Source organism: Actinomadura sp. ATCC 39365 (genome assembly GCF_054392275.1).
The window spans coordinates 6,589,896-6,605,719 of the sequence record NZ_CP184335.1 but is presented as its reverse complement, the minus strand read 5'-3'; the positions used below and the strand labels follow the sequence as shown (position 1 = coordinate 6,605,719).

The following is a 15,824-nucleotide window of genomic DNA, read 5'->3' as shown; positions in this document are numbered from 1 at the left end:
TCAGACCAGCCGCCGCAGCTCGGGGTCGCCGCCGGCCAGCCGGTCGGCCACCAGGCCGCGCGCCGGCTTGCCCGACCCGGTACGCGGCAGGGCGGGGACGGCGTACCAGCGGCGGGGCCGCTGCGCCACGTCCAGCCCGCTGCGCGCGACGGCCTCCAGCAGCGCGCGCGGCGGCGGCGAGGCGCCCTCGACCACCGCGGTCACCACCGAGCCGAGCGACGGGTGCGGCGAGCCGATCACCACGATGTCCCCCACACCCGGCACGTTCCGCAGCACCGCCTCGACGTCCTCGGGCACGACGGTCGCGCCGCCGGTCTGGATCGCGCCGTCGCCGCGCCCGCGCACCCGCAGCACCTGCCCGGCCCGGTACGGCTCGGCCAGGTCGCCGACCGTCATCCAGCCCGCGCCGTCGCGGCGCAGCGGACCCCTCGCCCCGCCCAGATAGCCTTCGGCCAGCCACGGCGAGCGCGCCCACACCTCGCCCAGTGTGCGCCCCGGCTCGGCCCTGACCTCGATCTCGACCTCCGGGAAGGCGCGCAGCCCGCCCCCGTCGGCGTCGAAGGCCACGAACGACAGCTCGGTCGCGCCGTAGTAGGACATCACCCGCACCCCCGCCCGCCCGGCCAGCTCCCGCGCCCGCCCGCTCAGTGCCGCGCCGCCGACGACGGCCGTACGCAGGCCGGGAGCCTGCTCCAGCACCTCGGGCAGCCGGTGGGGCACCAGGTGGATCGCGGTCGCCGCGCGCAGCGACGCCGCCGTGGGCCGCCCGCCCGGCACCACCGTGGTCGCGCCGACGGCCAGCGTGTGCACGGCGGCGAAGGCGTACAGGGAGGAGACCAGCGGGCCGGGCACCAGGACGACGTCGGCCGGGCCGATGCCGGTCAGCTCGGTCAGGTGCGGGAAGGAACGCGTCCAGGACGCGCGGGTGCGCGCGACCGCGCGCGGCCGGCCCGTGCTGCCCGAGGTGAAGCACGCCCACGCCCGGTCGCCGGGACGGGGCTCGGGCACGAGCGGGGCGCCCGGCGCGGACCGCAGCGGCTCGTCGACCCGCAGGTCGGCGCCGGCCGCCCCGGCCACCCGCGCCCACCGCTCCGGGCTCCAGGCCGGGTCGCCCACCAGCGGCGTCACGTCCGCCAGATCGGCCGCCAGCACGGCGGTCAGCAGCTCGACCGGGTCATGCAGGGCGATGGCGGCCAGCTCGCCGCGCCCGCGAAGATGCCGCGCGCCGCCCTGAACGCGTCCGGCCAGCTCACCGTAGGTCAGCGAGCCGCCCGGACCGCGCAGCGCGACCCGGGACGGGCTGTCGGCGGCGTGCCGCAGGACGTGCTCGGCGACCGGCATCAGCGCACCCGTTCGCGGTGGACGGCCGGAACGGCGTCGGGATAGGCGCGCTGCGTGCCCCTGGCCACCAGCGCGGCCACCACCGCCTTGAGCGCGTCGCCCGGCAGGAACACGGCGCTGAGGGCCAGTGCCTTGGTCAGCGGCAGCCCGGTGACCAGCGCCTGCACCGGCACGCCGACCAGGTAGACCACCCCGATCCCGCCCACCGCGCACGCCACCAGCAGCCGCAGGACGCTCGGCGTCCGGCCCGCCCGCTCCACCAGCAGCCCGGTGACCGCGGCGCCGGGAACCCAGCCGAGCAGGAACCCGGCGGAGGCTGCGGTGAACACGCCGAGCCCGCCGCGCCCGCCCGCCAGCAGCGGCAGCCCGGCCGCGACCAGCACCAGCAGCACGACCACCGCCAGCGCCCCCCGCCGGCTGCCGAGAATGGCCCCGGCCAGCATGACGCCGAGCGTCTGGAGAGTGATCGGCACCGCGTTGCCGAAAACGTTGACCGCGCCCGGCGCGCCCAGCACCGCGATCAGCGCGGCGAACACCGCGATCCTGGCCAGGTCGCCGGTGGGGAACCGCCGCTGTCTTCCTGCGTTCGTCATGAGGACGATCCCACACCAGAACGGGCCCGTCCCGCATGCAGGGTTCCCACAACGCCGGTGGCTACGCCTTGTCAGAGGCGCTCATGCAGTGCGCCGTCCGGAACGCGTTGGCGATCTTCGTGTGCCAGGAGTCCAGCTCGCGGGCCGACAGGGTGGTGTTCGGGAAGGTCACCGTGACCCGCCGGGACACCCCGGAGATCGTCGCCGCCATGGAGACGTGGATGCGGTCGGGGATCACCGTCGTGCCGTCGGGGTAGTGCACCTGGACGCGGTAGTCGGCCACCGCGCCGCCCTTGGCCTCCAGGCAGGCGCGGGCGCCGTTCTCGACGCGGAGCATCAGGCCCTGGTTGATCTGCCTGCCGCGCATCGGGACGAGGTTGTAGCGCAGGCTGGCGCCGGAGAAGGAGGAGGCGATGAGATGGCCGCCCTGCCAATCGCCGCTGCCGCCCCAGTTGCCGACCGTGGCCTCGCACCCGCTGCGCGCGGCCGCCTTCCTGGCCAGCCGGGGGGCCAGGGCCTGGGCGGGCCGTCCGGCGCCGTCGGTGGTGTAGGTGCGGGAGCCGTCCTTGTAGGTGTGGTTCTTGGCCAGGTTGCGGATGCAGGCGGCGGCGTCCGTGCTGGGGCCGGCCGCCAGCGCGGGGGCCGTCAGGGTGGCGGCCGCCAGCGCGGCGGCGCACAGGACAGGGGGGAGCCGGGTCATGGGCATGAGAAGGCATTCCTCTCGCGGGGGACGCACGACGGGGCCCGCTTCGGCAGGCTGCTTCGCCCTATGGGCGACCGCGTCGGCTTTGTCGCGATATTGATGCCCGAAGAAGTCGTAGCGGAACGTTGCCAGAACGCTACTGTTCGTAGTGATTACAGGTAGGTCGCCCTGTTCAGGGTTCGACCACGGCCCAGCCGTGCGGGGGCAGGGTCAGCAGCGAGCCGTCCAGGACGCTGTCGCCGGCGGCCAGGCTCCCGGAGAAGGGCAGCGTGACCTGCGACGGCTCGTCGGAGGTACTCAGCGCGACGGCCAGCGCGTCGCCGCCGGAGCGGCTCTCGTAGGCGTAGAGCTGGTTGGACAGGACCAGGTCGGTGGTGTGGGCGCGGGGCAGCCACCGGTGGCGGCGGCGCACTGCGACGAGCCGCCGGTGCAGGTCGAGGACCGGCAGGCCGGCCGGCGGCATCTCCAGCGGGGAGGCGGGGAAGGCCGGGCGCACGGCGTCGTCGCCGCCCTCGCGCTCCTCCTTGACGCCGCGCAGGGCGTACTCGTCGCCGGCGTACAGCGAGGGCGTGCCGGCGACCGTCATCAGCACGGCCAGGGCGTGCGGCAGGTGGCGCTCGTCGGCAAGACGGCTGGCCAGGCGGGTGACGTCGTGGTTGCCGACGAACGTCATCGGCACGAAGGACTCGGCGAAGGCGGTGTGGCGCTTGAGCGCCCAGGCCAGCTCGAAGGCGTTGCGGTCGTTGAGCGAGCTCCAGATCGCCTTCCACAGCTCGTACTGGGTGACCGCGTCCACGCCGGTCTCGGCCACGAACGCGGCGTAGTCGCCGTGGATGACCTCCCCCACCACGTAGGCCTCGGGCCGCCCGCGGCGCACCTCGGGCAGCACCCGCGCCCAGAACTCCGGCGGCACGGCGTAGGCGGCGTCCAGCCGCCAGCCGTCGGCGCCGCGGTCGAGCCAGTGGGCCATCACCGCCGCGACGTGCTCGGCGACGGCCGGTTCGGCGTGATCGAGCGCGACGAGCGACTGGTGCCCCTCGAAGTCGTCGTGCGCGGGCGCGCCGCCGCCGGCGGGCCAGCGCAGCCGGAACCAGCGCGCGGCCGCCGAGCCCGGCCCCTCGCGCAGCGCCTGCTGGAAGCGCGGGAAACCCTGGCCCACGTGGTTGAAGACGCCGTCGAGGAGCACCCGCAGCCCGCGCTCGTGGGCGGCCGACACCAGCGCGTCGAAGTCGCCGTCGTCGCCCAGGCGCGGATCGACGCGGAAGTGGTCGAGGGTGTCGTAGCCGTGGGTCTCGGCGGCGAAGATCGGGCCGAGCTGCAGCCCGTCGGCGCCCAGCGCGGCGGCGTGGTCGAGCCACGGCGTCAGGCCCGCGAGCCGGTGGGTGACCCGCGGCACGGCGGCGCGCTCGGCGCCCAGGAAGCCCAGCGGGTAGACGTGCCAGAAGATCGCCTGCTCTGCCCAGGACGGCACGTCAACCCCCCGATGAAGATCCGAAGCCCATTCTAGGCGGGCCCCCGCCGCGAGCCGCCCGCCGGGGGCTCGACCGTGAGGCGCTTGTAGAAGAAGCTGCAGTCGAGCAGCGTTCCGTCGGGGGCGCCGGCGTAGCCGGGCACGACGCCGTAGCGGGTCCAGCCGCCGGTGAGGTAGACGTGCTCGGCGGCGCTGCCGGTCTCGGTGTCCAGCACCAGCAGGCCGGCCCCGGCCGCGACGGCGCCGTCCTCGGCGGCGGCCAGCAGGAGGCGGGACAGGCCGCGCCCGCGCGCCTGACGGTGCACCAGGAGCTTGACCAGCTCGGCCCGGTGCCACGAATTCGGCTTGCGGGCCGGCACCAGGCTGACCGTGCCGGCCAGGAAGCCGTCGGCGTCACGGCAGCCCCACACCACCATGCCGCCCTCGGCCACCGCCGCCGCCTGCTCCCGCCACCAGGCCGCCGCCTCGGCCGGGCCGAACGGCTTGAGGAAGCCGACCGAGGCGCCGCCGTCGACGGCGTCGGCCAGCAGCACGGCCAGCTCCTCGACGCTGCCCGCGAACTCCTGCGCGGACATGCGGGTGACGGTGTGCACCAGAGGGCTCCTTCTGTCCGGGCTGCGCTCAGGGCAGGACGACGAGCAGGGCGTAACGGGCGGGCGAGGGCCCCGGGCAGCGGAACCGCGACCGCCCCCACAGGCGGAACCGCAGGCAGTCGCCCGCCTCAAGCCGGTGGGCGCGGCCGTCCGTGGTGATCTCCACGACGCCCTCCAGCACCCAGACGTGCTGTTCGAGCCCGGGGACCGGCGGCTCGTCGTAGGCGATGTCCGCGCCCGGCCGCAGCCGCCCCTCGACGACCTCGCCGCGCAGCCCGGGATGCGGCGGCGAGACCGAACGTCGCTCGAAGCCCGAGCTCTCGTCCCGCCACACCGCCTGGGACGCCGCCCGCACCACCTGCGCCGGCTCCGGCTCCACCTCGGCCAGCAGGCGCGACATCGTGCGCCCGTAGACCGCGCAGAGCTTGTTGAGCAGGGCGGCGGTGGGGCTGATCTCACCGCGCTCCAGCCGGGACAACGTCGAACGGCTGATCCCGGCCCGCCGCGCCAGCTCGTCGAGCGACCAGTCGCGCTCGACCCGCAACTCGGCGAGCCGACCGGCCAGCCGCTCGTCCAGGTCGTGTCCCATATCCGGGACCATATCCCAGATATGGGATCAGCGACGACCCTTCCTGCGGATCCTGATGTCCCGCATGTCGGTCACCGCGACCTGCAGCACCTGGTACGGCACCCCGTACGCCTCCAGCGCCGCGACCGCCCGCCCGGTGGCGTCGTGCTCCCCGTCGTCCGGCCCGGCGGGCACCTGGCAGCGGAAGGTGAACGCCGACACGGTCCCGTCGTGGGTGAACGTGCCCGCCTCGGTGAATGCCGTGTCGTGCGCCGCCAGCACCGCGGCCCGTCCCTCCTCGTCGATGCCGTCGAACTTCCCGCGGATGGTCACCCGGAACAACGCTCAGCCCTCCCGTACGGCATAGATCAGCAACGGCTCGCCGAGCAGCCCCTCGGTCACGTCCAGCAGCTCCAGCACGGCCTCGGCGATGGCGTCGGGCCCCTCCCCGGCGGCCACCCGCCTGCCGACCTCGGCGTAGACCAGCGAGTGCAGGCAGCCGATCTGCCAGGCGACGGCCCGCGGCAGCGGATCGCCCGGCTCGGCCCCCGTCTCCGCGGCCAGCGCGTCGGCGAGCGCGTCGGTCATCTGCCGGCCCAGCTCCTCCAGGCGCGCCCGCAGCGTGGGAGCGGCCAGCATCATCTCCAGCACCTGGCCGAACCCGGCCGTCAGCCCCAGGCTGCGCTCGCGTCCGCGCACCTCCTCGCGCAGGCGGGTCAGCACCGCCCGCACCGCCGACACGCCCGGCGCGCGCTCACGCACGATGTCGGCGAGCCGCTGCGGCGAGGCCTCCTCGGGCGGCAGCACGAGATCTTCCTTGGCGGTGAAGTAGTTGTAGAGCGTGTTCACCGACACCTCCGCCGCCGCGGCGATCTCGGCGATCGTGACCTGGTCGAAGCCGCGGTCGACGAACAGCCCGATCGCCACGTCGGAGAGGTGCCGGCGGGTCTTGCGCTTCTTGCGCTCGCGAAGCCCTTCGGTCATGCCAGGACTCTACTGCAAAATTGAAGTAGATTGCAGTTTTGGGGCCGTCATCGGGATTCGGCGTCGGCGGCGAACCGGTCCCACGCCGCCTGGCGGGTGATGCCGAGGGCCTCGCCGATCCTGGCCCACGTCACGTTGCGGGCGCGCAGGATGGCCACCCAGGCGCGCAGGTCGCGTTCGGCCTGCTCAAGGGTGAGCGCCTGGCGGGGCAGGGAGGCCAGCACGTCGTCGTCGGACATGCCGGTCACGTACTTGTCGTCCGGGGCGGGGCCCCAGTGGACGCGCCCGGCGTCGCTGGCCGGCGGCTTGCGGAGCTCGGCGTGGACGATCTGTTGGCTCAGGTCGACGCAGGCGTCGCAGATGTAGACGCCGGGCCCGGCGACGACCTTCCTGGCCTCCTCGTGTGGCGTGCCGCAGAACGAACACCTCGTCGCCAGCTGCTCGACGGGTGTCATCTCCCGGGGTCTCCTGCTGCGTGTCGTCATGCTGTCAGCCTCCCCTTGACGGACCGCCGTGTCAAGGGGAGGCTGACGGCCATCGGGACCGCCGGCGAACGCGCGGCGGGCGTGCGGCAGCAGCGCCCGCACCGCCGGGCCGCCGCCCTCCCGCCAGACCAGGGCGAGCAGCGCGGGTGTCCGCACGTCGTCGATGGGCAGCGCGGTGAGCCGGTCGCGGTGGAGCGCGGCCATCGACTCGCTGAGGATCGCCACCCCGAGGCCGCGGACGGCCAGGCCGGCGATGGCGTCGGCGGCGCCGGCCTGCAGCGCGATCGGCGGCCGCAGCCCCTGGGCCGCGCACGCCTCGTCGAACACGGCCCGCAGCCCCGTGCCGCGCGGCATGCACACGATCGGGTGCTCGCGCAGGTCACGCAGGGCGATCCGCCCCCGCCCGGCCAGCGGGTGCTCCGGCGGGACGGCCGCGACCAGCCGCTCGTTGACGATCGTCAACGCCTCCAAGCCCTCGGGGACGGCGTTCGCGACGCCGATGAGCGCCAGGTCGAGCGCGCCGCCGCGGACGCCCTCGACCAGCTTGTCGGAGTTGTCCTCCAGCAGGGACAGCTCCACGCCCGGATGCGCCCGGCGGAAGGCGGCCAGCGCGTCGAACAGGGGTGTGACCGTGCAGCCGAGCACCATGCCGACCGTCAGCGTGCCGCGGATGAGGTCGGTCACCTCGCCCACCGCCTGGCCCACCGCGCCGGCGGCGGCCAGCGCGGCGCGGGCGTGCTCGAGCGCCGCCTTGCCCGCGACGGTGAGCGTGGCCACCCGGGCCGAGCGGTCGAACAGCTCGGCCCCGAGCTCGCGTTCGAGCTGCCGGATCTGGGCGCTGACGCCCGACTGGCTGATGTGCACCCGCTCGGCCGCACGGGTGAAGCTGCGCTCCTCGGCCACCGCGACGAAGTACTCCAGCTGCCTCAGTTCCATAACCGTAGATTCTAATAGCTATAGCAAGCATCTGTTGGACTTCTGCCCCGACAGTCGGCAGGCTGGCACCATGACCGCATACGAGAAGGCCATGCAGCCCGAGGACATCACCCGCCTGTTCGTCGAGCGTTCCAACGCCGGCGACGCGGCCGGCGTCGCCGCGCTCTACGAGGAGGACGCCGTACTGGCCTACCCGCCCGGCAGCCGCACCGTCGGACGGGCCGCCATCCAGGAGTTGTGGGAGAAGGTGCTGGCCGGCCGCCCGCACTTCGAGCCGGAGCAGCCGCTCCCGACGCTGGTCAGCGGCGACCTCGCCCTCACCTCGACCCCGCCCAAGGACGGCACGGGCGCCCGCGCCCAGGTCGTGCGGCGCCAGCCCGACGGGAGCTGGCTGCGCGTGCTCGACCAGCCCGAGTTCGTCAGCCCCGGCGAGCGGGCCTAGGCCGGGACGGTGCCGCTGACGGTCGTGCCCTCACCGGGCACGCCGCGCACCGACAGGCGCCCGCCCAGCGCGGCGAACGCCTCGCGCATCCGGCCGACGCCGCCGCCCGGGGCCGTGGCGGCGAAGCCGCGGCCGTTGTCGCTGATCGTCAGGCGCAGGCCCTGGGCCCCGGCGGTGACGGCGAGCGAGGCGGTGCTCGCGCCGCTGTGGGCCTCGACGTTGCCCAGCGCCTCTTCCGCGACCGCCAGCACGGCCCGCCGCAACGGCGCCGCCACCGGACCGGCGGGCAGCGCCCAGATCTCCACGGTGATCCCCGTGCGCTCGGACCACCGGCCGCACAGGCTCTCCAGCTCTCCGGCCAGAGCCGGTCTGGCCTTGTCCATGATGCCCGTCATCGCATCTCCTCCGGCCGCCCTTGCCCTTGAACGGGTGGGACTGCCCTGAGCATGGCGATCGGGGCGTTGAGCCTGTGTTGAGCCGTCGTTGAGCCCTTGTCCGGGCACGATCGTCGAAGCGTAGCACCACGGCCCGCCGGTCACCCGGAAGGCGTGCGGCCGGGCGCGAAGGGGTCGAGCCCGGTCAGGGCGGTGCTCACGGCCCACAGGCGGGCCGCGAGCTCGGGGTCGGCCATGTGCCCGCGTACCGGTTCGCGGGCCGGCAGGCCGCGCATCCCCAGCACCTTGGGCCCCCACAGCTCACCCCCGCGTACGGACGGATCCAGCACGGCCCGCACCGCCGGCCACGCCGCGGCCTCCTTGCCCTGCAGCAGCAGCCCGGCGGGCAGGCCGCGCAGCCGCTCGCCGGCGGTGCGCGGGCTGACCGGCCGCGAGGGCGTCAGGGAGTCGAGCGCGCCGCCGGGGTGGGTGACCACGCTCGCCGTGGTGGCCCCCGCGGCGCGCAGGCGGCGGTCCAGCTCGAAGCCGAAGAGCATCTGCGCCAGCTTCGAGCGCGCGTACACCCGCTTGGGGCGGATGTCGCCGAGGCTCTGCAGGTCGTCCAGGTCCAGGGTCTCGGACCTGGCGGTGAGGCTGCCGGTGGTCACGACTCGGGCGGCGGGTGCGGCGGCCAGCAGCGGCGCCAGGTGCGCGACCAGCGCGAAGTGGCCGAGATGGTTGGTGGCGAACATCAGCTCGTGGCCGTCCTTCGTCTCGCGCCGCGGCGGGTGGTCGAGCAGCACGCCGGCGTTGCACACGACGGCGTCCAGGCTCGGCAGCCGCAGCGCCGCGACGACGGCCTCGACCGAGGCGAGATCGGCCAGGTCGAGCGGCACGTGCCGGACGCAAGCACCGGGGACCCGGCTGCGGATGGAGAGCGCGGCGGTCTCCGCCCTGGCGGGGTCGCGGCTGCCCAGGATCACGGTGGCGCCGGTGCCGGCGAGCTGCTCGGCCACGAAGTAGCCGATGCCGGCGTTGCCGCCGGTGACCAGGAAGTGCCTGCCCCGGGCGGACGGCAGGCGCCTGACGTCCCAGGGCGCGGTGTGGGAGGACACGGCAGCTCGTTTCTGTAGTCGCTATGAATTCAGAATCATTCTAGTTTTTGCTACGATGCGAGCATGACGACAGGACGCCGCGAACGCAAGAAGGCGCAGACCCGCAAGGCCCTGGCCGAGGCCGCGGTGCGGCTGTTCGCCGAGCACGGCTACGACGGCGTCACCGTCGCCCGGGTCGCCGACGAGGCCGACGTCTCCATCGCCACCTTGTTCGCGCACGTGCCCGACGGCAAAGACGCGCTGATCTTCGACGACGGCGACGAGCGGCACGTCTGGCTGGCCGCTGCGGTCCGCGAGCGGCCTGCCGGGCAGAGCGTGCTGGCGGCCCTGCGGCGCTGCCTGGCCGAGCGGGGGCCGTTCGCCGGCGACCTGCCGCCCGAGCAGCGGCGCAAGCGCGACCTGATCGTGGGCACGCCCGCCCTGCGGGAGTACTCGCGCCGGCTCTGGATCGCCGCCGAGGGTCCGCTGGCCGAGGCGATCGCGGCCGAGACCGGGCGCGATCCCGCCGACATGACCGTGCGCGCGCTGGCCCGCTACGTGCTGGAGATCCCCGAGCTGGCCGGCGCCGAGCCCGACCCGCGCGCCGCCCTCGACGCCGTCTTCGACCTCCTGGAGTCCGGCTGGCCCGAGCGCGGCTGACGCCGGCGGGGCGTTGACGCGGCGGACCCGGCTCTGGTCCGCTGTACGTCACTGATCATCTACTTCGGGGAGCGAGCCCGTGTGGTTTCCCAGGCGCCTGGCCGCCGTGATCGTCTCGTCGGTTCTGGCCGTCTCGGCCGTGCCCGGCGCGGCCCGAGCCGCCACGCCCGTCACCGTCTGGCACTGGAACGCGGCCGGCAACACGCTGAACCACGGCTCGACCGGCAACGGCATGGTCCGGGCCGCCGTGGGCTCGATCGTGGCGCGGGGCGCGACCCTCGTCTCGTTCAACGAGCTGTGCGCGAGCCAGTACCAGGCGCTGGTCACCGGCCTGCGGGAGGCCGGCTGGCCCGCTGACCAGGGCAACTTCGCCCGGTTCGTCGCCACCTACCCCGCCCGGACGGGCGAGCCGTGCGGCGGCGGCGAGTACGGCAACGCCCTGTTCAGCAAGCAGCCACTGGGGGCCGCCGAGCGGATCACCCTGCCCGACGACGGCAAGACCGAGCAGCGGAAGATGATCTGCGCCCCCCTGCAGTCCCGCCCCGCCCTGCGGATCTGCGTCACGCACACCACGTACGTGGACGCCTACCGCGCCGCCCAGCTCGACGCCGTGCTGACCAGGCTGGAGGCGTACCACGCGGCCGGTGACACCGTGGTCGTCGCGGGCGACTTCAACCTCCCGCCCGACGCCGCCCGCCTGAACGGCTACTACTCCCCCACCGTGAACACCCCCAACAACCGCGGCAACACCGGCCGCTACCACGAGCTCGACGACGCCGACACGGGCAACTGCCCCGGCTACGGCGAGCTGACCGTCAGCACGCCGGACGGCAAGGGCCCCTGCGGCTCGGGGACGAAGCTCGACATGATCTTCGCCAGGGCCGACCGGATCAGCGGCGCCTACTCGGCCGACTCGCTCGCCCCCGCGACCACGTGCACCGGCAACCCGGGCGGCCTGTGCTCCGACCACCGGGTGCTGGTCGGGACCGTCACCCTGTCGTGAGAACGGCCGTGGCCCACCCCGGGGAGTACGGGGCGGGCCACGGCCTGTCCGGCCGGCGGACGCTCACCGACCCGGCCGGACCAGCAGCACGTTGCCCAGTGCGCGCTGCCCGGTGGCGTCGGAGGGACGGTTGACGATGCCGCTCCGCGCCGTCGCCATCACGCTGGAGCCGCCGCCGTCGAGGTTCATGGCCTCCACCGCGCCCAGGCCCCGCATCAGCTCGGCGGCCCGGGCGATGCCGAGGCCCTCGCTGTAGCCGTCCTGGCGGCCGTCGACGACCACCAGCAGCAGGCGGCCACGGTCGTCCAGCCCGACCATCGAGCGCGGGTTGGCGCGGACGGTCCAGTTGTAGGTGAACGTCTGGTCGGCGCCGTCGCGGATGACGCCGTCGGCGGCGGCGTCGACCGACACCCGCCCGTCCCGGACGAGCGTCGGGCCGACCTGCAGGATGGTGGTGTCCGGGGTGAGCGGGACGCGGCGGCCCCGGCTGTCCTCGACCCGCTCGGTGACGGTCAGCCTGGCCCCCACGGCGGCGTGCGCGAGCAGCCAGTCGGCGCTGTCGCCGATCGCCTGGACGGTCGAGCCGCCCGCCGGCACGGCCGCGCCGCGCGTGCCGTTCACCGCCAGCACCCTGCCGCGGGCGTCCAGAACGACCTCGGCGCCCGCGCCGGACGGCGGGGTGCCCCACTCGGGGGTGAACCGCACCAGTTCGCTGGGGTCGGTGCACTTGAAGTCGTGCTGAGGCTTCTCGGTGGGCAGGTCGCCGCCGACGCCGCCGCAGTTCCAGATCTCGCCGGGCAGGCGGTTCACGCCGTCGATCTCGATGGTGTCGCGGCCCGCGCGCAGCGTCACGTGGGCGGTGTAGGCGTCGGCCTCCAGCCGGCGGCCGCCCTGCGTGATCCTGATGCCGCCGCGTCCCTGGGTGGCGCTGCCGATCAGCCTGCCGTCCTTGACGTACAGGCCGGTGGGCGAGCTGTTGAGGAACCACTGGGCGTTGACGCCCGCCACGGCGCCGGTCGAGGCCATGAGGTCGGTCAGCGTCTCCATGCCGCTCAGCGTGGGGCCGAAGTCGGTGTCCACCGTGCCGCGGAAGCGGCGGAAGTCCACGCGCAGCACGTGGACGCGCTGCGGCGCCCCGGCGTCGGTACCGTCCTGGGCGGTGTAGCGGGTGCCGCCGGTCAGGCCGGCCGCCTTGATGCGGGCCAGGCCGGCGGCGGCGTCGGCGGCGGTCGCGTACCGGCCGACGCGCACGACCCAGCCGAGCACGCCCGCCGGCCGGTCGGCGAAGGCGGGCAGGTCCACCTGCTCGACGCGGGGCTCGAGACCCTTCTCGCGCAGCGTCGCGGCGACCCGGTCGGCGATCTCCCGTGGGCCCAGCGCCGTGGCCGCCCGGTTCAGCGGGCCGTCGATCGTGGCGGGCAGGTAGACGTGCACGGTCCAGAAGTCGTCGTCGTTCTTCGCGCCGAGCGTGAGCTGCGTCAGCGTCACGCCGGGGGCCACGTCCACGGTGTCCGGGGACGCCGTGGTCCCGGTGGCCGCCGTGGCCGGGGACGTGACCAGCAGCGACGCGACCGCCATGAGAGCGGGGAGAGCTTTGCGGTACATGCGCGCCACTCCACCGCAGCCGGGTGACGCGCACCCGCCCTGGACGGGACGCCCCCGGAGCCGCCACCCGAAGATCACATGAACGCCGCGGGGCCTGCTGACAGGCGCCTGTCAAACAGCGGCCACCCACCTTGTCGGCCAGGTCGCGGGGGCGCACAGTCAAGGCACATCACCGCCCAGGAGGATGGATGAACGGAAGACCCGCCCCCCACCGTCACGCCATGACCGCGGTAAGACGTCTCTTATCCGCTGGTCTGGCCGTGTTCGCCGCCGCCTTCCTCGTCGCGACCCCCGCCGGGGCCATGGCGCTGCCGACGGCCAAGGAGTTCGTGTCGAACCTCGACCTCGACTGCTTCAAGACCACGACGTACCAGCCGCCGGCCGTCGCGCTGTCGCTGCGGCACATCAACCCGGTGCTCGCCAACCAGCCGCCCGTGCAGGTCACGCTCGGCCCGCGTGAGCAGCTCTGCGTGCCGGTGGCCAAGAACAACGTCATCCCGCCGGCGACCGTGCTCAACTTCATCAGGTACGTCGACCTGTCCTGCTACCGGGTGACCGGCCCGCAGATCAGCCTGCCCCTGTCGCTGCGCCACCTCAACCCCGTCCTGCAGGGCCTGCCGGGCCTCAGCGTCACGCTGGTCTCGCCCCAGCAGCTGTGCGTGCCGGTCAGCAAGAACGGCGTCGTCCCGCCGCCGGACGTCCTCAACGTCGTCTCGCACATCGACCTGCTGTGCTACGCGCACACGCCGAACCCGTCGATGAACAAGGCGCTGAACCTCACCCAGCTCAACCCCGTCCTGGTCAACCAGATCCCGCCCAGGACCGTGCAGGTGGCCGCCGCCCGTCAGCTCTGCGTCCCGGTGCAGAAGAGCGGCGACCAGATCCCCGCGGACGTGTTCGCCCTCGTCCGCTGGGTCGACCTGGAGAAGTTCGACGTCGTCAGCCCGGCGACCCCCATCGTGTCGCTGACGCTGAAGCACCTGAACCCGGTGCTGGCGAACCTGCCCGCCGAGGAGCTGCGGCTCACCGGCGCCTCGCAGCTCGCCGTGCCCGTCTCCAAGAACGGCGCGGTGCCGCCCGGCTGACGCACCCGGCCGGGCCGGAACCACCGGCCCGGCCGCCTTCCGCGCCGATCCCGCAGGACAAAGGATTCCCCAGCTTCGGGTCGTCCGGGAGTGGCGTCCTCCTGGCGGCGGTATGACCTGTTTCCGATGGGTCGTGGAGCATTCGGGGGAACGGTGGGGATGTCCTGGCGGGCGGCCGTGACGCTGCTCGCCGCCGTGGCGCTGACCGGCGGTTGCGGCGACGGCGGTCCGGACGGCTCCGGGGCGGGCGAGGCCGGGCCCGGCGCGCCCAGGCAGGCCCGGCCCGTCATCACGCCGGACGCCCCGATCGTCCCCGACGACGCCGGCGACCTCCCCGACCCCACCGCGCAGGTGGGCCTGGACTGCCAGAAGATCCTCCAGGACCGGGACTTCGCCGGACCGGCGGCGCAGAAGATCGACGAGGTGGCCGCCGACCCCGGCAGCTCCGACAGCCAGAAGGCGGTGGCCAACGCCTGCGGCGCGGTGATCAACGCGAACAGCGGGAAATGGGACGAGTCGATCAAGCGGGCCGACGCCGCGAACCGTCACCGGAAGGACATTCCCCCGCAGATGCGCGCGCCGTTGTTCGCCATGATCGACCAGGCGGAACTGGAGAGCGCCGCCGCGCTGGGCGATCGCGACAGGGTCCGGCAGGTCATCGCCCGCATCAAGCGGGAGGGCGGCCAGGTCCCGGACGGCTACCTCAGGAACGCGTGCGCGGTGGTGTCCGGCACCGAGACCCTGCCGGAGTGCGCGACGCTCACCGCCTCGCCCGGCTCCACGCAGCCGTCGTCCGAGCCGTCGTCCGAGCTCACGTCCGGGCCCTCGCAGCCGTCGGAGCCGGGCGAGCCGTCCTCCGGAGAGCCCGGCACCGAGCCGCCCGGCGAGCCCCCGGACACCGGCGGCGGGACCGAGCCGCCCGGCGACCACTCCGAGCCGCCGCCGGAGGAGACCGGCCCGGCGCCGGGCCCCTCGTGACCGCCCCACCGCCCGCCGCCGACCCCCCGGACGACGACGGCGGCACCGGCCAGGACGTGTCCCGCCTGTGGCGGATCCTCGCCCACGTGGTGACGCCGACCACCTTCATCGCCGCCATCATGGTGTACTTCGGGGCGGTCCGTACCAACACCATGTACGCCCGCCTCGGCGTGGACCAGAGCATGCTGGGCCTGTCCCTGCAGGACTACGCGCTGCGCAGCGTCACGCTGGCGGCCGAGCCGCTGATCCTCGTGCTGGTGACGGCCCTGGTCGCGCAGCCGGCGCACGCGTGGCTGACCCGGTCCGCCCAGCGGCATCGTGCCTTCGCCAGGTGGGCGGTCAGGGGCATGGCCGTCCTCGGGGTGGCAGGGGCCGCGGCGGGCATCGCGAGCCTGGCCGGATGGCGGCCGCTGCCGCCCTACGCCATGCCCCTCTGCCTGGGCCTGGGCGTCTTCCTGCTGGTCTACGGCTCCTCCCTGCGGCAGCGGCTCGATCCGGGTCTCACGCCCTCCGCCGCCGACCAGCTCGTCCGGCGCACGCTCTGCACGGCGCTCCTGCTGTTCCTGCTGCTGTGGGGGATCACCCTCTTCGCGCAGTCACGCGGGGAGCGGGAGGCCGACCGGACGCTGGCCGACATGCGCAGGCTGCCGAGCACGGTGGTCTACGCGGCCCGGCGCCTGAACCTGCAGGGGCCGGGCATCACCGAGACCGCCCTGCCCGACCCCGGCGCGATGTACCGCTTCCGCTACACGGGCCTGCGCCTGCTGATCAACTCCAACCAGCGGTACTTCCTCCTGCCCGCCTGCTGGATGTCCGACCTGTCGGCACGGGCCATCGCCCTGCCCGCCGACGACTCGCTGCGCCTGGAGTTCGGCGTGTTCCGGATGCCCCCCGACTGCCCGCCCTGAC

General features: G+C 74.3%; 18 protein-coding genes. 6 read left to right on the top strand and 12 right to left on the bottom strand.

Annotated elements, in window-relative coordinates; translation table 11 throughout:
• From ACNF49_RS32290 to ACNF49_RS32250, 9 genes are all read right to left on the bottom strand, one after another.
• Complete coding sequence (locus ACNF49_RS32290) at window positions 1-1,341, bottom strand: class I adenylate-forming enzyme family protein (RefSeq protein ID WP_482939934.1); 1,341 nt, start codon at window positions 1,339-1,341, stop codon at window positions 1-3.
• On the bottom strand, window positions 1,341-1,934 hold the full coding sequence (locus ACNF49_RS32285; protein ID WP_357978958.1) for a biotin transporter BioY: 594 nt from the start codon (window positions 1,932-1,934) through the stop codon (window positions 1,341-1,343). Before ACNF49_RS32285 ends, ACNF49_RS32290 begins: the two co-directional genes overlap by 1 nt.
• Before the next feature lie 61 nt (window positions 1,935-1,995).
• Window positions 1,996-2,634, bottom strand: coding sequence for a DNA/RNA non-specific endonuclease (locus tag ACNF49_RS32280; RefSeq protein WP_357978960.1), 639 nt, complete (start codon window positions 2,632-2,634; stop codon window positions 1,996-1,998).
• 175 nt (window positions 2,635-2,809) lie between these two features.
• Window positions 2,810-4,108: an alpha-amylase family protein gene (locus tag ACNF49_RS32275; RefSeq protein WP_482939933.1), complete on the bottom strand. Its 1,299-nt coding sequence runs from the start codon at window positions 4,106-4,108 to the stop codon at window positions 2,810-2,812.
• A gap of 32 nt (window positions 4,109-4,140) precedes the next feature.
• Complete coding sequence (locus ACNF49_RS32270) at window positions 4,141-4,701, bottom strand: GNAT family N-acetyltransferase (RefSeq protein WP_482939932.1); 561 nt, start codon at window positions 4,699-4,701, stop codon at window positions 4,141-4,143.
• Between the two features lie 28 nt (window positions 4,702-4,729).
• A complete protein-coding gene (locus tag ACNF49_RS32265; RefSeq protein ID WP_482939931.1) occupies window positions 4,730-5,290 on the bottom strand; it encodes a helix-turn-helix domain-containing protein in 561 nt (186 codons plus the stop codon).
• 27 nt (window positions 5,291-5,317) lie between these two features.
• Window positions 5,318-5,602 (bottom strand): DUF6204 family protein, encoded by a 285-nt coding sequence (locus ACNF49_RS32260; RefSeq protein ID WP_357978968.1) that lies wholly within the window; start codon window positions 5,600-5,602, stop codon window positions 5,318-5,320.
• 12 nt (window positions 5,603-5,614) lie between these two features.
• Entirely contained in the window at window positions 5,615-6,253 is a 639-nt protein-coding gene (locus ACNF49_RS32255) for a TetR/AcrR family transcriptional regulator (protein WP_482939930.1), read from the bottom strand.
• 47 nt (window positions 6,254-6,300) lie between these two features.
• Window positions 6,301-7,674, bottom strand: a complete 1,374-nt coding sequence (locus tag ACNF49_RS32250) for a LysR family transcriptional regulator (RefSeq protein ID WP_482939929.1) — start codon at window positions 7,672-7,674, stop codon at window positions 6,301-6,303.
• 70 nt (window positions 7,675-7,744) lie between these two features.
• On the opposite strand from ACNF49_RS32250, the gene ACNF49_RS32245 reads away from it, so the two are divergent.
• Window positions 7,745-8,116: a YybH family protein gene (locus ACNF49_RS32245; RefSeq protein WP_482939928.1), complete on the top strand. Its 372-nt coding sequence runs from the start codon at window positions 7,745-7,747 to the stop codon at window positions 8,114-8,116.
• Here the strand turns inward: ACNF49_RS32245 and ACNF49_RS32240 are convergent.
• Both ACNF49_RS32240 and ACNF49_RS32235 read right to left on the bottom strand, forming a co-directional pair.
• Window positions 8,113-8,511 carry a sensor histidine kinase gene (locus tag ACNF49_RS32240; protein WP_357978976.1) on the bottom strand — a complete coding sequence of 133 codons (399 nt, stop codon included), beginning with the start codon at window positions 8,509-8,511 and terminating at the stop codon, window positions 8,113-8,115. The two genes, ACNF49_RS32245 and ACNF49_RS32240, sit on opposite strands and share 4 nt — an antisense overlap.
• Window positions 8,512-8,651: 140 nt before the next feature.
• Window positions 8,652-9,605 carry an SDR family NAD(P)-dependent oxidoreductase gene (locus tag ACNF49_RS32235; protein WP_482939927.1) on the bottom strand — a complete coding sequence of 318 codons (954 nt, stop codon included), beginning with the start codon at window positions 9,603-9,605 and terminating at the stop codon, window positions 8,652-8,654.
• 63 nt (window positions 9,606-9,668) lie between these two features.
• Here ACNF49_RS32235 and ACNF49_RS32230 point away from each other — a divergent pair, with 63 nt between their 5' ends.
• A complete protein-coding gene (locus ACNF49_RS32230; protein WP_357978980.1) occupies window positions 9,669-10,244 on the top strand; it encodes a TetR/AcrR family transcriptional regulator in 576 nt (191 codons plus the stop codon).
• Between the two features lie 79 nt (window positions 10,245-10,323).
• Window positions 10,324-11,247, top strand: a complete 924-nt coding sequence (locus ACNF49_RS32225) for an endonuclease/exonuclease/phosphatase family protein (RefSeq protein ID WP_482939926.1) — start codon at window positions 10,324-10,326, stop codon at window positions 11,245-11,247.
• A gap of 63 nt (window positions 11,248-11,310) precedes the next feature.
• Here ACNF49_RS32225 and ACNF49_RS32220 read toward each other — a convergent pair whose 3' ends face one another.
• The gene (locus ACNF49_RS32220; RefSeq protein WP_482939925.1) at window positions 11,311-12,852 is read right to left on the bottom strand and encodes a phosphodiester glycosidase family protein; all 1,542 of its coding nucleotides are present in this window, start codon (window positions 12,850-12,852) and stop codon (window positions 11,311-11,313) included.
• 221 nt (window positions 12,853-13,073) lie between these two features.
• Between ACNF49_RS32220 and ACNF49_RS32215 the strand changes: the two genes are divergently transcribed.
• The 3 genes from ACNF49_RS32215 (at window position 13,074) to ACNF49_RS32205 (ending at window position 15,823) form a co-directional block, all read left to right on the top strand.
• Window positions 13,074-13,937, top strand: a complete 864-nt coding sequence (locus ACNF49_RS32215) for a hypothetical protein (protein WP_357978986.1) — start codon at window positions 13,074-13,076, stop codon at window positions 13,935-13,937.
• Between the two features lie 159 nt (window positions 13,938-14,096).
• A complete protein-coding gene (locus ACNF49_RS32210) occupies window positions 14,097-14,915 on the top strand; it encodes a hypothetical protein (protein WP_482939924.1) in 819 nt (272 codons plus the stop codon).
• Window positions 14,912-15,823 (top strand): hypothetical protein, encoded by a 912-nt coding sequence (locus ACNF49_RS32205; protein ID WP_482939923.1) that lies wholly within the window; start codon window positions 14,912-14,914, stop codon window positions 15,821-15,823. Before ACNF49_RS32210 ends, ACNF49_RS32205 begins: the two co-directional genes overlap by 4 nt.
• The last annotated feature ends 1 nt before the right edge of the window (window position 15,824 follow it).

What these genes read in the sequence shown, in the direction of transcription:
- ACNF49_RS32290 (WP_482939934.1), bottom strand. Translation starts at nt 1,341, where the DNA reads ATGCCGGTCGCCGAGCACGTCCTGCGGCACGCCGCCGACAGCCCGTCC.
- ACNF49_RS32285 (WP_357978958.1), bottom strand. Translation starts at nt 1,934, where the DNA reads ATGACGAACGCAGGAAGACAGCGGCGGTTCCCCACCGGCGACCTGGCC.
- ACNF49_RS32280 (WP_357978960.1), bottom strand. Translation starts at nt 2,634, where the DNA reads ATGACCCGGCTCCCCCCTGTCCTGTGCGCCGCCGCGCTGGCGGCCGCC.
- ACNF49_RS32265 (WP_482939931.1), bottom strand. Translation starts at nt 5,290, where the DNA reads ATGGGACACGACCTGGACGAGCGGCTGGCCGGTCGGCTCGCCGAGTTG.
- ACNF49_RS32255 (WP_482939930.1), bottom strand. Translation starts at nt 6,253, where the DNA reads ATGACCGAAGGGCTTCGCGAGCGCAAGAAGCGCAAGACCCGCCGGCAC.
- ACNF49_RS32250 (WP_482939929.1), bottom strand. Translation starts at nt 7,674, where the DNA reads ATGGAACTGAGGCAGCTGGAGTACTTCGTCGCGGTGGCCGAGGAGCGC.
- ACNF49_RS32245 (WP_482939928.1), top strand. Translation starts at nt 7,745, where the DNA reads ATGACCGCATACGAGAAGGCCATGCAGCCCGAGGACATCACCCGCCTG.
- ACNF49_RS32240 (WP_357978976.1), bottom strand. Translation starts at nt 8,511, where the DNA reads ATGACGGGCATCATGGACAAGGCCAGACCGGCTCTGGCCGGAGAGCTG.
- ACNF49_RS32230 (WP_357978980.1), top strand. Translation starts at nt 9,669, where the DNA reads ATGACGACAGGACGCCGCGAACGCAAGAAGGCGCAGACCCGCAAGGCC.
- ACNF49_RS32220 (WP_482939925.1), bottom strand. Translation starts at nt 12,852, where the DNA reads ATGTACCGCAAAGCTCTCCCCGCTCTCATGGCGGTCGCGTCGCTGCTG.
- ACNF49_RS32215 (WP_357978986.1), top strand. Translation starts at nt 13,074, where the DNA reads ATGACCGCGGTAAGACGTCTCTTATCCGCTGGTCTGGCCGTGTTCGCC.
- ACNF49_RS32210 (WP_482939924.1), top strand. Translation starts at nt 14,097, where the DNA reads ATGTCCTGGCGGGCGGCCGTGACGCTGCTCGCCGCCGTGGCGCTGACC.